Origin of the sequence: Clostridium algidicarnis DSM 15099 (assembly GCF_002934235.1) — a bacterium.
GTDB classification, from domain to species: domain Bacteria; phylum Bacillota; class Clostridia; order Clostridiales; family Clostridiaceae; genus Clostridium_L; species Clostridium_L algidicarnis.
On sequence record NZ_PTIS01000001.1, the window covers coordinates 139921 to 154182 of the forward strand.

The 14262-nt window shown below is 30.5% G+C and carries 15 protein-coding genes; all 15 read left to right on the forward strand.

Features of this window, described 5'->3' with window-relative positions:
• Positions 1-104 precede the first annotated feature (104 nt).
• The 15 genes from BD821_RS00635 (at position 105) to flgK (ending at position 14247) form a co-directional block, all read left to right on the forward strand.
• Positions 105-956 carry an aminotransferase class IV gene (locus BD821_RS00635; protein ID WP_104408863.1) on the forward strand — a complete coding sequence of 284 codons (852 nt, stop codon included), beginning with the start codon at positions 105-107 and terminating at the stop codon, positions 954-956.
• Positions 957-1105: 149 nt separating this feature from the next.
• Positions 1106-3043, forward strand: a complete 1938-nt coding sequence (locus BD821_RS00640; protein ID WP_104408864.1) for a flagellar assembly protein A — start codon at positions 1106-1108, stop codon at positions 3041-3043.
• 14 nt (positions 3044-3057) lie between these two features.
• Positions 3058-3507 carry a chemotaxis protein CheW gene (locus tag BD821_RS00645; protein ID WP_029453504.1) on the forward strand — a complete coding sequence of 150 codons (450 nt, stop codon included), beginning with the start codon at positions 3058-3060 and terminating at the stop codon, positions 3505-3507.
• Between the two features lie 9 nt (positions 3508-3516).
• Positions 3517-4005, forward strand: coding sequence for a chemotaxis protein CheD (locus tag BD821_RS00650; RefSeq protein ID WP_104408865.1), 489 nt, complete (start codon positions 3517-3519; stop codon positions 4003-4005).
• Positions 4006-4020: 15 nt separating this feature from the next.
• Entirely contained in the window at positions 4021-5115 is a 1095-nt protein-coding gene (locus BD821_RS00655; protein ID WP_104408866.1) for a protein-glutamate methylesterase/protein-glutamine glutaminase, read from the forward strand.
• Between the two features lies 1 nt (position 5116).
• Positions 5117-5884 carry a CheR family methyltransferase gene (locus BD821_RS00660; RefSeq protein ID WP_104408867.1) on the forward strand — a complete coding sequence of 256 codons (768 nt, stop codon included), beginning with the start codon at positions 5117-5119 and terminating at the stop codon, positions 5882-5884.
• A gap of 12 nt (positions 5885-5896) precedes the next feature.
• On the forward strand, positions 5897-7912 hold the full coding sequence (locus BD821_RS00665) for a chemotaxis protein CheA (protein ID WP_104408868.1): 2016 nt from the start codon (positions 5897-5899) through the stop codon (positions 7910-7912).
• A gap of 42 nt (positions 7913-7954) precedes the next feature.
• On the forward strand, positions 7955-8563 hold the full coding sequence (locus tag BD821_RS00670) for a chemotaxis protein CheC (protein ID WP_104408869.1): 609 nt from the start codon (positions 7955-7957) through the stop codon (positions 8561-8563).
• Between the two features lie 17 nt (positions 8564-8580).
• Positions 8581-8940: a response regulator gene (locus BD821_RS00675; RefSeq protein WP_029453498.1), complete on the forward strand. Its 360-nt coding sequence runs from the start codon at positions 8581-8583 to the stop codon at positions 8938-8940.
• Positions 8941-8955: 15 nt separating this feature from the next.
• On the forward strand, positions 8956-9357 hold the full coding sequence (locus tag BD821_RS00680) for a chemotaxis protein CheW (protein ID WP_104408870.1): 402 nt from the start codon (positions 8956-8958) through the stop codon (positions 9355-9357).
• A gap of 20 nt (positions 9358-9377) precedes the next feature.
• The gene (gene fliM, locus BD821_RS00685; RefSeq protein WP_104408871.1) at positions 9378-10373 is read left to right on the forward strand and encodes a flagellar motor switch protein FliM; all 996 of its coding nucleotides are present in this window, start codon (positions 9378-9380) and stop codon (positions 10371-10373) included.
• Complete coding sequence (fliY, locus tag BD821_RS00690; RefSeq protein WP_104408872.1) at positions 10366-11556, forward strand: flagellar motor switch phosphatase FliY; 1191 nt, start codon at positions 10366-10368, stop codon at positions 11554-11556. Before fliM ends, fliY begins: the two co-directional genes overlap by 8 nt.
• Positions 11557-11756: 200 nt before the next feature.
• Positions 11757-12041, forward strand: coding sequence for a flagellar biosynthesis anti-sigma factor FlgM (gene flgM / locus BD821_RS00695; protein ID WP_029453494.1), 285 nt, complete (start codon positions 11757-11759; stop codon positions 12039-12041).
• The gene (locus tag BD821_RS00700) at positions 12042-12452 is read left to right on the forward strand and encodes a flagellar protein FlgN (RefSeq protein ID WP_104408873.1); all 411 of its coding nucleotides are present in this window, start codon (positions 12042-12044) and stop codon (positions 12450-12452) included. It begins immediately after the preceding gene.
• Between the two features lie 13 nt (positions 12453-12465).
• Positions 12466-14247, forward strand: a complete 1782-nt coding sequence (flgK, locus tag BD821_RS00705) for a flagellar hook-associated protein FlgK (protein WP_104408874.1) — start codon at positions 12466-12468, stop codon at positions 14245-14247.
• Positions 14248-14262: the final 15 nt, after the last annotated feature.

Consider the following 14262-nt stretch of genomic DNA (forward strand, 5'->3'; position numbering starts at 1 on the left):
TATTGTCTAGTGATAATTTTTGCATTCTTAAGAGTTATTTAAATATATTATAGACTAAAAAAATCATAATATAAAAAATAAGAAAGGAGAGGCTATGTTTTAATATGATTTTCATAACCTGTATATATTTTATGGTGGATTGTATAAATAAGTTTTTGATTAAAAATGGAAAAGTTGAAAAGTGTGCTGAATTTAATAATGACTTTATATATAGTGGTATAAATGTATATGAAGTTATAAGAGTTGTAAATGGAGTGCCTTTATTTTTTGAAAAACATATAAAAAGAATGGAAAAGTCAATGAAATTAATTGATATGAAGCTACCTTATAGCTATGAAACATGTAAGGGCTATGTAAAGGAGCTTATAGAACTTAATGGTAAACTTGATGGTAATATAAAAATTGTTATTAATGCTGACAAACCTAAAAAAGATTTTATTATGTTTTATATAAATCATGCATATCCTACAGAATCAGACTATAAAGAAGGGGTAAGGACTATTCTTTATCACGGTGAAAGAGATAATCCTAATGCTAAGATTGTAAACGATGACTTTCGAGAAAAGATTAATGAAAAAATAAATGATAAACAGGTTTATGAAGCTATATTGGTAGATAAAAATGGAAAAGTAACAGAAGGTAGTAAGTCTAATATATTTTTTATAAAAGAAGACTGTGTGATAACATCTCCTATTTCAGAAGTTCTACCTGGAATAACAAGAGATGAGATTTTAGAAATATGCTTAGAAAATAAAATAAATGTCAAAGAAGAAGGATATAAGTATGAGGAATTAATGAATTTAGATGGCGCTTTTATATCAGGAACATCTCCAAGTGTTCTACCTATAAAATATATAGATGAAAACTTATTAAAGTCTACACAAAATGGTATAATAAAAATAATAATGGATAAATATCGTGAAAAAGTGAAAGACTATATAAATTATTGGGTGTAACCTACGATAATTATATAGACATATTATATATTTAGGTATAAAAACTAAATATATATATAACTTAGCCAAGATACATTAAATAAATCATATATAATATTTTCAATGTGATAAAATTTAGAACATAAAAATAATATATTGGGGAGATTAAGATGAATGAAAAAATTTATTCCGCATCTACCATAGAAAAGTGTATTTTAAAAGCAACTAAAGATTTAGGTATAGCTAAGGAAGATTTAATTTACAAAATAATTGAAGAAAAAAAAGGTACCTTTATAAAAAAGGCTGTGATTAATGTTATTTTGCAAAAGGAAGATGAAGAATCAAATGCTATTAAACAAAAGCAAGGGACAATTAGCATAAATGATGGAAAGATTTATGTTTCAGATCCTAAAGATGGGGGATTACCTGCAAAAATAAATCCTTCTAAAAATTTAATTATTAAAGTTAATGGAGAAGAGATACAAGAGGAAGTTGAAGTATTTAGTAGCACTAATATTGAAACTAGTTTTCCAGAAGATGATACTATACCTAAAAGGACTTTAGATATAAACGTATTTCCAGATAAGATGAAAGTTTATATAAGTACAGAATTTACACCAAAAAAGATTTTTAAAATAAAGGACTGCAAAGACGTTCAGAACTTGCATATTGAAATTGAAGAAAAACAGTTATACTCACCACTTTATAATGAAGAAGAGATAATAGAAGCTTTAACGAAGGTTGGGGTTGTTTTTGGTATAATTGATGAGCAAATAAAGAAGTTAACAAAGATAAAAAATCAAAATCACATTCTTGTGGCTGAAGGACTACTTCCTATAGATAAAGAAGAAGATTACATAAGCTTTAAGTTTGGAAAAGATACAAATAAATTTAAAGAAGATAAAAGTGGAACCATAGATTATAAAAGTATAGGTTCTGTAGAGGCTATTAAAAAAGGTGATATTATTGCAGAAAAGAAAGCTGGAAAAGAAGGTAGAGTAGGTAAAAATGTTAGAGGTGTAGATTTGCCTTATAAACCAGCTAAAGCTATTATATTTAAAGCTGTAGAAGGCTGTTATGTTTCAGAAGAAGGGGATAAAATAATATCTTCAATAGATGGAAAACCTTCTTTTAGAAATGGAGCATTTTTTGTAAAACCTATACATGAAGTGCCCTCGGATGTAAACTTAAAGACTGGAAACATAAAATTTTCTGGAGAAATAGTTGTAAAGGGAAATGTCACCGAAGGCATGAAAGTTGAAGGCGGAAGTACTGTAGTTATTCAGGGGGCTGTAGAGTCGTCAGAGATAGTAAGTAAAGGGGATATAAATATTAATGGTAATATTATTTTATCTAAGATATATGGTGGAGGTAAGGACGTATTAAAGATAGAATATATTCAAAATCTTACTGTACTTTTAACAACATTTGAATCAATGGTAAAAAATATATTAGAAGTTAAAAAATTTAACTTAGTAGGTAGAGATACGGGTGATGGGGAATTAATTAAAGCTTTAATAGATAGTAAATTTAAAAACATACCAAGGCTATGTATGAATATTATAAAATATGCTAGATTAGATGAAGATTATGATACAGAGCTCATAGATATACTCAAAAAAAACATCATGGGCTTTGGACCTTTAAATATAAAACATTTTAGTGAAATAGATGATATAATTTCTAGGATTAAAGATAAAATAGAAATATTAAATAATAATTTAAATTTACCATCAAATATTTCAATAAGCTACTGCCAAGATTCTGATGTAAGTAGTTCGGGAAATATTATTTTTAAGGGGAAGGGTGAGTATATATCTAATATTTCATCTAATAATAATATATATTTTGAGCAACCAGGAGCTATTGCAAGAGGAGGAAAGATAAAAGCTAAAAATGAGATAAGAGCTAGGGTGGTAGGAAGCCCTGGATCTGTTTTTACGACACTTTCAGTAGAACCTAGTGGTCATATATATGTAGATGTAGCTTATGAAAATACGATTTTTGCATTTGGAGAAAAAGAAAATATATTAGAAATAGCAAGTAAAGATGTACATGCTTATGTGGATTCCGAGGGAGAGATAGTAATAGATAGATTAAAGTTATAGGAGGATTTAATTAGATGAATGAAAATGAGATTAAAGTTTTAATCTTTAACCTAAATGGCGAAAATTATGCCACAGATATAATAGAAGTAGAAAGAATATTAGGATATGAAGTGCCTACAGTACTTCCAGATACTCCAGATTTTGTGGAGGGAGTAATAAATTATGAGGGACATATATTACCTATAGTAAGCCTTGCTAAAAGATTCAACTTAATTCAAGGTGAAAAAGGCGCAGAAACTAAGATCATAGTAGTAAAACAAGATATGCAAAAAGTAGGTATGATAGTAGATGTAGTATCAGAAGTTAAAGATATTAAGTCTGAAGATATAGAAAGTCCTCCTGATATAGCAACACCTATTTCCAAAAGATATATTAAGGGACTTATAAAAGTAAATCAAAAGATTGTTATATTTTTAAATCTAGGAAATATTCTCACTGATAAAGAGAAAAAGAGCATAATATAAGGGTGAATTATGGAAAGTAATGAAGTAAGAATAGGAATTGCGGATCTTAATATAGTGAGTTCTCCAGGCAAAATAATTACAGTAGGGCTTGGGTCTTGTATAGGAATAGCATTATATGATAATAAAATATCATTAGGAGGACTTGCACATATAATGTTGCCAGATAGTACACAGTTTAATAGCTTAAGTAAGCCTCTTAAATTTGCTGATTTAGCTATACCACTGTTATTAGAAAAGATGGAAAGGGCCGGAGCTAAGAAAAGAAATATAAAAGCTAAAATAGCTGGTGGGGCCTCTATGTTTAATTTTTCAGATAAAGGCATGATAAATGATATAGGTAATAGAAATGGGCTAGCAGTAAAGGCGAGCCTAGAAAAGTTAAGTATACCATTGATATCAATAGATATAGGTGGAAATAAAGGTAGGACCATGATATTAGATGCTGAAAGTGGAATTGTATACATAAGGACTGTTGGAATGGGTACAAAAGAATTATAGTGGAGTTGATGAAGCTTGAATAAAATCAAAGTTATTGTAGTAGATGATTCCGCTTTAATGAGAAAAATTATATCAGATATGTTAAATGCGGAAGAGGATATAGAAGTTATAGGTATAGCTAAAAATGGCGAAGAACTCCTATTAAAACTTGAAACACTTAACCCGGATATAATAACATTAGACGTTGAAATGCCTAAGATGAATGGAATCACAGCTTTGAAAGAACTTAAAAAAAGAGGAATAACTGTACCGGTTATAATGTTAAGTAGTATATCTATAAAAGGAACTGAACTAACCATTGAGTGTCTTGAGTCAGGAGCTTTTGATTTTATACCAAAACCTTCTGGTGAAATTTCTTTAGATATTAATAAGGTTAGGGAAGATTTGACAGAAAAGATAAGAGGAGCATATAATAAAATATCTCCAGACAATAATTCTAGAGAATTTAAAAGGATGAGGATAACTTTAAAAGAACAAAGAGAAATAAGAAGAGAGTCCCTAAAAAAGGGTAAAGAAGCAGAAGTTAATGCCATAGGTAGAATAAAAGCAGTAGCTATTGGAGCCTCCACAGGAGGACCTAAGGCACTTTATAGCGTAATTACAGCCCTCCCAAAAGATATTGGAGTACCGGTGCTTGTTGTACAGCATATGCCTGCAGGATTTACCAAAGCTTTTGCTGAAAGACTTAATGCTAATAGTGATATAAGGGTTAAGGAAGCAGCAGAAGGTGACGATATAGAAAAGGACACAGTATACATAGCACCAGGAGGATTCCATATGGAAGTGTGGGAAGACAAGAAGATACATCTTAACACAGAGCCTTCAATTTGGGGGGTGAGACCTGCAGTTGATAAGTTATTTATATCGGCCTCAAAGGTCTACGGAACTAATCTTATGAGTGTTGTTTTGACTGGCATGGGTAAAGATGGTGCCGGAGGCACTGTTGAAGTTAAAAAAAGAGGTGGACTTACAATATCAGAAGATAAATCTACTTGTATAATATATGGTATGCCTAAAGCTACTTATGAAACAGGTATGGTTGATATAGTACTACCATTGCAAGATATACCAGTACATATTGTAAAGACTGTTATGGGGGTTAGAAGATAGTATGGATTTTATAGAATTCGAAAAGTGGGTTTTAAAGGATTTTGGTATTGATTTATCCGCCTATAAGTCAAATCAACTTCATAGAAGAATTAAAAGCTTAATGTCTAGGGTTGGTGCAAACAATCTTGATGAATACGTAATTTTATTAAAAAAGGATCAAGAACAAAGACAAAAGTTTCTTGATTTTATAACTATAAATGTTACGGAATTTTTTAGAAATCCAGAGATTTTTAATGAATTCAAATTAAAGCTTAAAGAAGAAATAACGAGAAGTAAAAGACCTCTTAAAATTTGGAGTGCTGCCTGCTCTATTGGAGCTGAGCCGTACTCTATAGCTATGATACTAGATGATATATCTAAGGGCGTAAAACACAATATTATAGCTACAGATATAGATAATACAATTTTAGAAAAGGCAAAGAAAGGTGAATATTCAGCTTCAGATATTAAAAATATGCCAAAAGACTATGCAAATAAGTATTTTAGTATATCAGAAGGTAAATATATTTTAGATAGTAAGATAAAAAACATGGTAAGCTTTAAAAAACATGATCTTATTATGGATAGATATAGCAATGGTTTTGATGTAATAATATGTAGAAACGTAGTTATATATTTTAATCAAGATATAAAAGATAATATATATAAAAAATTTAGCAGCGCTTTAAACCCAGGTGGTATACTTTTTGTAGGTGCCACTGAAAGTATATATAATTATAAAGAATTTGGATTTGAAAAGGCTTCTACTTTTATATATAAGAAGCTATAAGGAGGTAAGTAGATGGATACACAACAATATTTATCCATGTTTTTAGAAGAGTCTATGGATAATCTTCAAACATTAAATGAGTCCTTATTAGAACTTGAACAAAGACCAGAGGATATAGATAAATTAAATGAAATATTCAGGGTAGCACATACAATAAAAGGAATGGCAGCCACCATGGGATATAATGATATGGCAGAACTTACTCATAAAATGGAAGATGTGTTATCTAGATTTAGAGAAGGAGAACTTAAAGTTACACAAAAGGTTGTAACAGTACTTTTTGAATGCCTTGATACTCTTGAGAAAATGGTGGATAATGTATCAGAGGGTGTGGAATCAGAAGAAAATATAGCAGGTATAATAAGTCAGTTAGAATCTATAGCTGAAGAGCATCATGAAGAAAAGGTAGAAATAAAAGAAATTGAAAAAGAACAATTAGTAGAAGATGGTATAGAACTTAATGAATATGATATTAACGTAATTAAGCAAGCTGTAGAAAAAGATTTTTATGCTAAAGAAATATACATAACATTAGATGAAAATACTTTATTAAAGTCAGCGAGAGCTTTTTTAATATTTAAATCATTAGAGGAAAGTGGAGAAATAATAAAATCTATTCCTAGTGCAGAAGATATAGAAAATGAAATATTTGATTTTCAAATTTCTTTAGTATATATAACAACTAAAAATGATGAAGAGGTATTTAACATTATATCCAATATTTCTGAGGTAAGAGATGTTAAAGTTAGCGAAATAGATTTAGAACAAAATAAATCAAAAGAAATAAAGGATGTTAGTGCTAAAGTTAATAAGGAAAAACAGATAAATGAAGTAAAGAAGGTAAAAATTCAACCAAAAGATGAACATAAAGAAAGTGATAGTACTAATCATAAAAAGACACACCAATCTGTAAGGGTTGACTTAGAAAGATTAGATAAGTTTATGAATATGGTGTCTGAGCTTGTTATTCATAGAACCAGACTAGAACAGATAAGTACAAGCTATAAATTATTAGAATTAAATGAGACTTTAGAACAAGTAGCTAGAACTACATCTGATCTTCAAGATTTAGTTATGAAAATAAGAATGCTTCCACTAGATGTTGTCTTCAATAGATTTCCAAGAATGATAAGAGATCTTTCAGTAGAACTTGATAAGGAAATAGAATTTAAGATAGAGGGTCAAAATACAGAACTAGATAGGACAGTAATAGATGAAATAGGAGAACCTCTAATACATCTTATACGTAATGCTGCAGATCATGGAATAGAAAGCAAAGAAGAAAGACTTAAAAAAGGGAAAAGTGAAATTGGAACAATTACATTAAGTGCCTATCAAGAAGGTACAAAGGCTGTTATAAAGGTGGAGGATGATGGTAAGGGAATAGAGGTAGAAAAAGTTAAAAACAAGGCAGAAAAAATGGGGATAAGCACAGAAGGTATGAATGATAATGACATAAGAAATCTAGTTTTTCTTCAAGGATTTAGTACTAATGAAAAGGTTACTGATATTTCAGGACGTGGAGTTGGTATGGATGTTGTCAAAACAAAGATAGGTGCTTTAGGTGGAACTGTAGATGTTATAAGTGAAATAGATAAAGGATCGACATTTATAATTAAGCTTCCGTTAACTTTGCAAATAATTCAAGCCCTTCTTGTAAAAGTAGGCAACGAAACTATGGCTATATCCTTAGGATATATAGATAGGGTAATAGATTACAGCGAAGACTTAATAAAAAGAACTGATGGTAAAGAAGTTATAATATATAGAGATACCATAATACCACTAGTTAGGGTAAATGAAAAAATAAATTTAGAAATAGATAAGGAAAATAAAAAAAGATTTATAGTAATAATAAATGTAGGTGAAAAGACGGTAGGCCTCTTAGTAGATGGTCTTTTAGGACAACAAGAAATAGTAATAAAACCTCTTGGTAAAACTCTTCAAGCATCAAAGGAATACATTGGAGCTACTATTCTTGGAGATGGATTGGTTACATTAATTCTTGATGTTGGAGCCTTAATATGATAAGGACTATCTCTATAAGCTTAGATGGAGGTATAATTCATAATGAGCTATTTAAAGTTTAGTGATATGCAACTTGATGCCCTAAAGGAACTTGGGAATATTGGTGCAGGAAACGCTGCTACAGCTCTTTCACAATTATTAAATAGAAAAATTGATATGACAGTGCCTTATGTAAATATAGTAAAGTTTGATGAGGTATTTTTGCGAATAAGTGGAGAAGAGCCTGTAGTAGGTGTTATTGTTAGGGTACTTGGTAGTGCTCCTGGAAATATATTATTTATATTTGAAAGAATTGTAGCTTTAAATATAATAGAACTTATGACAGGGAAAAGGGAAGAAGAAGAAATAAGCGAAATGGGGTATTCAGTGCTTTGTGAAATAGGTAATATAATAGCAGGATCTTATATGAATGCTATTTCAAAATTCACAAATTTACTTATAACTCCATCTGTACCAGCGGTAACTTATGATATGCTAGGAGCAATACTTAGCACTACATTTATTGAATCAGGTCAATATGATGAATACGTATTAGATATTGAAACCATGTTTTTAAATAGTGATTTAAACCAGGATATTAGTGGACATTTTTATTATGTCCCAATGCCGGGATCTTTAGAGAAAATGTTAAATGCACTAGGAGTAATTTAATGTTGGAGGTAGAAAAAATGACAAGAGTATTAATAGTTGATGATGCTGCTTTTATGAGAATGATGATTAAAGACATTCTTGAGAAAAATGGGTTTGAAGTAGTAGGTGAAGCAAGTAATGGTATAAAAGCTGTAGAAATGTATAAAAAAGAAAAGCCAGAGGTTGTAACAATGGATATTACAATGCCAGATATGGATGGTATTGAAGCTGTTAAACAAATAAAAGAATTTGATCCAGCAGCTAAGGTAATAATGTGTAGTGCCATGGGACAACAAAGCATGGTAATGGAAGCTATAAGAGCTGGAGCAAGAGATTTTATTGTAAAGCCATTTCAAGCAGATAGAGTTTTAGAAGCTATAAAAAAGACTATAGGTTAAAGGAGGCTTTTTAATATGCAAATAGTAATATTTAAATTAAATGACGAACAATTTGCTGTAGAGACCTCAAAAGTACAAGGTATAAGTGATATCATGGAAATAACTAAGGTACCAAAGGCTCCCGTATACATAAAAGGGCTTATAAATTTAAGGGGTACTATAATATCTTTATTAGATATTAATATGATTTTAGATATGGGAATATCTAAAGAAGATCAGAATAATATCATAATCTTAAATATGGAAGAAGAACAAGTGGCTATAACCGTAGATCAAGTAGACGAGGTTTTAGAAATAAAAGAAGATATTATTGAAAGAGTTGAAGAACAAAGCATGAATTCATACGTTAAAGGGGTTATAAATTTTAGAGATAGAGTCGTAACTTTAATAGATATAAATAAACTCTTAGCAAATTAAGAAGGAAATGAGGGAATATAATGGCAGAGGTATTATCCCAAAGCGAAATTGATGCATTGCTGTCTGCCTTGTCTTCAGGAGAAATTGAGCCAGACGAGCTTCCAAAAGAAGAAGAAAAACAAAAGGTAAAGCCTTATGATTTTAGAAGTCCACAAAAGTTTTCAAAAGATCATATAAGGACTTTAGAACTCATTCATGATAATTATGCAAGGATTATATCAAATTATCTGTCAGCCCAAGTAAGAACTAATGTTAAGGTAAAAATAGAATCGGTAGAACAGATAACTTATGAAGAATTTATACATTCTATACCTAACCCTACAATACTGACTATATTTAAAATGCCACCTTTAAATGGATCCATATTATTTGAAACTAATCCTCAATTTGTGTTTCAAATAATAGACATTTTACTTGGAGGAAAAGGTGATAATAAATATAAGTTAAGAGAATTTACAGATATAGATAAAAATATAATAACTCAAGTGAATAAGGGACTTATAGGTAATTTAAAACTAGCTTGGGAAGATATTTTAAGTGTTCAAACAGAAATAGAGGGCATAGAAACAAACCCAGCATTAAATCAAACATTAGCACCTAATGAGCCAGTAGCACTAGTTACATTTTCTGTGGAGATGGGGAAAAACAATACTTTTATAAATATATGTATTCCTTATTTAAGTATAGAAAAAGTTCTAGATAAATTAGTAGTTCAATATTGGTTCCAACAAAATGATGAAGGAGTGCTAAAAGAGTCTAGAGAAAGATTAAGAACTAGGTTAGATATTGTAGATGTATCCCTAGGAGTTATATTAGGTAAGGCATCCTTAACTGTAGATGACTTTTTAAAGTTAACAGTTGGAGATGTAATTACACTAGATAGTAAGTGCAACAAGCCTATAAAACTTATAGTAGAAGATGAGGAATGCTTCTATATTAAGCCAGGTCTCATCGGTAAAAATAAGGGTGCACAAATTTTGGATATTATAGATAAGGATGTGGAAAACTATGAGTAATGGATTCCTTTCCCAAGAGGAAATAGATGCTTTATTAAAGGGAGACGGAGGGAATAGTGAGGATTCTAATGAAAATATAAATATAGAGGAAGAAGTACTATCCGATATAGATAAAGATTTACTTGGAGAGATAGGTAATATATCCATGGGTTCTGCCTCCACTACTCTTTCTCAAATAATAAATCAACAGGTTAATATTACAACACCTGTAGTTACTTTGACTACATTAAGAGAACTTAAAAATTCTTTTGAGATACCTAATATAGCACTACAGGTTAAATTCACTAGTGGAATAATAGGACAAAATCTTTTGGTGATGAAAACCCCAGATGCATCTGTCATATCCAGTCTTATGATGGGAGGAGATGGTCTAAACTCCACACCGGAACTCTCGGAAATAGAGATTAGCGCAGTATCAGAGGCAATGAATCAAATGATAGCTTCAGCAGCTACCTCCATGGCAACTATGTTTTCAAGGGAGGTCAACATATCTCCACCTGTATCAAAGATATGGACGGATAACACGGAACCTTTAGCAGATGATATAAGCGAAGATGAGCCTATAATAAAAGTTTCCTTTAGTATGACTATCGGGAAGTTAATAGATAGCACTATAATGCAAATATTACCAGTTGCTACAGGCAAAAAAATCGTTAAAATAATGATGGGGGAAGAAGAAAAGTTTACACAAGAAGAGCTGTCAGATAATAACAATAAGTCTGTAACTGAAGAAGCAAAAGAGACTACAAAAGTTAATACAAATGCTAATAGCGAAAGGAATGGATCTTATGATACACCTAGTAATAGTGAGATTTATGAGAAATCCATCGAAGAGTCAGCTATAACAATGAAACAAGAAGAGGTAGATGTACAAAAAGCTTCTTTCCAACCATTAGAAGAACAAAGAGTTCAAGGAAATGTGAAAAATATCGATCTTATTTTAGATGTTCCTTTAGAAATATCCGTAGTACTTGGAAGAACTAAAAAGTCTATAAAGGATATTTTAAGTTTAGGTACAGGGTCTTTAGTGGAACTAGACAAACTTGCAGAAGAACCAGTAGAAATTTTAGTAAATGGAAAAAGAGTGGCTTATGGCGAAGTAGTTGTGGTAGATGAAAACTTTGGAGTTAGAATTACCAGTATAGTTAATAATACAGAAAGAGTTAAAACTCTTGGAAGATAAATCATTAAAGTATATAAATAAAACGCGTTAAAAACATAAAATAGTGCTATAAAGATTTTAAGTAAAATGAGGATCTTATTAGCACTATTTTATACTTTACACTTTAAATTTATAGGCTTTTACTAAACCTTTTAAAGAACCATACGATAATTAATATATGAAAAGAATGTATTAGGTGAACTTAAACCGGAGGTGGTTATATGAATATTAAGCCAATAAATCATAATGTAAGTTTTATAAAAGCTTATGGAGATAATAAGAAGGTAAATGAAAGTAATAAATCAATAAGTAAGAAGGACTCTATAGAAATATCATCTACAGCTAGAAGCTTAAGGGATATGTCCTTTGATAATATAGATATGATAAAGGACGAAAAAAAGGTTGAAAGCATAAAGCTTAGTGTGGAAAATGGAACCTATAAAGTTCACTCTAAAGATTTAGCAGATAAAATGCTAAAGATTATGAAAGGGAGAGAATTTTTATAAATGAGAGAAGAACTAAAGGATATAATGGATGAAGAAGCTAAGTGCTTAGGAGAATTGTTAGAACTTTTAAATCTTCAACATGATTATATATTAAAAAAAGATGTGTTTAAATTAGAAGCTATAATAGAAGATATTGAAAAGTGCAATAAAACCATTGCAAAAGCAGAAGTGAAAAGGCGAGCAATTACAAAGGGAAGAGCTATGAGTGAAGTTATTAAAGAACTTCACAGTGATGATTTAGAGGATAGTTATATTAATGTTAAAAACATTCTTAGTAGCTTAATTATTCAAAAAGATACTAATGAAATGATACTAAAGCAAGGTATTGTCTATACAGGTAAGATATTAAATATAATAAACCCTAATAGACCAAATACAACCTATAATTCTTTGGGGAAGATAGGAAAATAATTGAGGTGGAAGTATGTCAGGATTATTCGGAACTTTTAATATAGCAAAAAGAGGAATGTTTACACAACAAAAGGCATTAGATGTAACGGCACATAATATAGCAAATGCAAATACTGATGGATACTCAAGGCAAAGAGCAAAAATCACTACTACAAGGCCCTTTGCAACACCAAGTATACACAACACAGCAGAACCAGGACAGCTTGGTACAGGATCACAGATTGCGGCAATAGAAAGAATCAGAGATTCCTTTATAGACTTTCAAGTTAGGGCAGAAAGTAGTATATTAGGTCAATACAGTACAAGAGAAAAGTTTCTTTCGGAAGTAGAGGGAATATTAAATGAACCTACAGATACTGGAATATCTAATTTGATGGGAGAATTTTATAAAGCATGGCAGGATCTTTCAAAACATCCAGAAGGATCAAATACCAGGGTAGTAGCAGCGGAAAAGTCAGCATCCTTAGCAAATTCTATAAACCATACCTATGGACAGCTTGAAAAGCTAAAAGAAAACTCAAAAGAACTTACAAGATCAGCTGTAGCAGAGGTAAGTGCTCTTTTAGATCAAATCGACAAGTTAAACCAAGAGATAATGACAGTAAATGTATCGGGAAAAATGCCGAATGATCTTATGGATCAAAGGGATATGTTATTAGATGAAATAAGTTCAAAGTTTAATATAAAAATAGAAAAAAGCAATTATGAAGGCATAAACCTTAAAGCAGAAGACTCAAATCTAAATATGATAAAAGCAGTTAATAACAAGACAGAAGTTAATAGATTATCTTATGTAGATAGTATAGATGCTAAAAAGGATCCATCAACAGGGCAGTATACAGGAGATATTGAAGTAACTTATTATAAGCTTGGTAATAAGCTTAGTGCTGAAAATAAAGTTACTGTTACACTAAAAATGGATCCGGCGGATCAAAATGAAATTTCTAGAATTAAAAAAGAATTAGAAGATTCAAGAGTAATTTGGACTAATGTTAATGGAGAACCGGTAGATGATAATGGAGTATCCTTAGGCACTATAGATAGTGTTACAGGGGAACTTAATTTAGATCCAACCAAATCCTTCAATACCTCTTTGTTTAAACCTTCTAAAGGTGAACTAAAAGGTCTTATGTCTATAAATGATGATATTCAAAAGTACGAAAATGATTTAAATAGACTAGCAAAGTCCTTAGCTTGGTCAGTAAACGCTATACACACCAAAAACATTGATAAAAATGATCAAATTCTATTTTTTATAAATAAAGATGGTGGTAGCGAAGATGATATAAATGCAAGTAATATAGCTGTAAATCCAGAAATAATGAAAGATGTAATGAAGATATTTGTAGGATCAAGTAAGGAATCAGGGGAATCTGATAATGAGAGAGCTCTTGCAATAGCAGGATTAAAAGATACAATTTTAATGATACAAGATATAGGATCCGACATAAAAACTAGAGAAGACTTAATTGGCGTAAAAGGTTCAAATGGATTTGATACAGCTCCTAATGAATTTTTTATAAAAAACAATGTTAAAGGTATGAAGATGGATGCTTATTTTAAAAATATGGTAAATAAATTAGGTGTAGATGCCCAAGAAGCTAATCAAACAGCAAAGAACCAAAGGAAACTTTTAGCAAGCTTTGAAGAGTCAAGGCTTAGTATATCTGGAGTATCAGAGGATGAAGAAATGACTAATCTTATACAATTTCAACATGCATATCAGGCAAATGCTAAAGTTATAGCTACAATAGATGAGCTGCTAGATGTAGTAATTAATGGACTTAAAAGATAAAATTATAAAAATGGT

Excerpts from the sequence above, each read along its gene's own strand:
- BD821_RS00680 (WP_104408870.1), top strand. The coding sequence starts at position 8,956 with ATGCAAATAGTAATATTTAAATTAAATGACGAACAATTTGCTGTAGAG.
- BD821_RS00640 (WP_104408864.1), top strand. The coding sequence starts at position 1,106 with ATGAATGAAAAAATTTATTCCGCATCTACCATAGAAAAGTGTATTTTA.
- BD821_RS00635 (WP_104408863.1), top strand. The coding sequence starts at position 105 with ATGATTTTCATAACCTGTATATATTTTATGGTGGATTGTATAAATAAG.
- fliM (WP_104408871.1), top strand. The coding sequence starts at position 9,378 with ATGGCAGAGGTATTATCCCAAAGCGAAATTGATGCATTGCTGTCTGCC.
- fliY (WP_104408872.1), top strand. The coding sequence starts at position 10,366 with ATGAGTAATGGATTCCTTTCCCAAGAGGAAATAGATGCTTTATTAAAG.
- BD821_RS00665 (WP_104408868.1), top strand. The coding sequence starts at position 5,897 with ATGGATACACAACAATATTTATCCATGTTTTTAGAAGAGTCTATGGAT.
- BD821_RS00670 (WP_104408869.1), top strand. The coding sequence starts at position 7,955 with ATGAGCTATTTAAAGTTTAGTGATATGCAACTTGATGCCCTAAAGGAA.
- BD821_RS00650 (WP_104408865.1), top strand. The coding sequence starts at position 3,517 with ATGGAAAGTAATGAAGTAAGAATAGGAATTGCGGATCTTAATATAGTG.
- BD821_RS00675 (WP_029453498.1), top strand. The coding sequence starts at position 8,581 with ATGACAAGAGTATTAATAGTTGATGATGCTGCTTTTATGAGAATGATG.
- flgK (WP_104408874.1), top strand. The coding sequence starts at position 12,466 with ATGTCAGGATTATTCGGAACTTTTAATATAGCAAAAAGAGGAATGTTT.
- flgM (WP_029453494.1), top strand. The coding sequence starts at position 11,757 with ATGAATATTAAGCCAATAAATCATAATGTAAGTTTTATAAAAGCTTAT.
- BD821_RS00700 (WP_104408873.1), top strand. The coding sequence starts at position 12,042 with ATGAGAGAAGAACTAAAGGATATAATGGATGAAGAAGCTAAGTGCTTA.
- BD821_RS00660 (WP_104408867.1), top strand. The coding sequence starts at position 5,117 with ATGGATTTTATAGAATTCGAAAAGTGGGTTTTAAAGGATTTTGGTATT.
- BD821_RS00645 (WP_029453504.1), top strand. The coding sequence starts at position 3,058 with ATGAATGAAAATGAGATTAAAGTTTTAATCTTTAACCTAAATGGCGAA.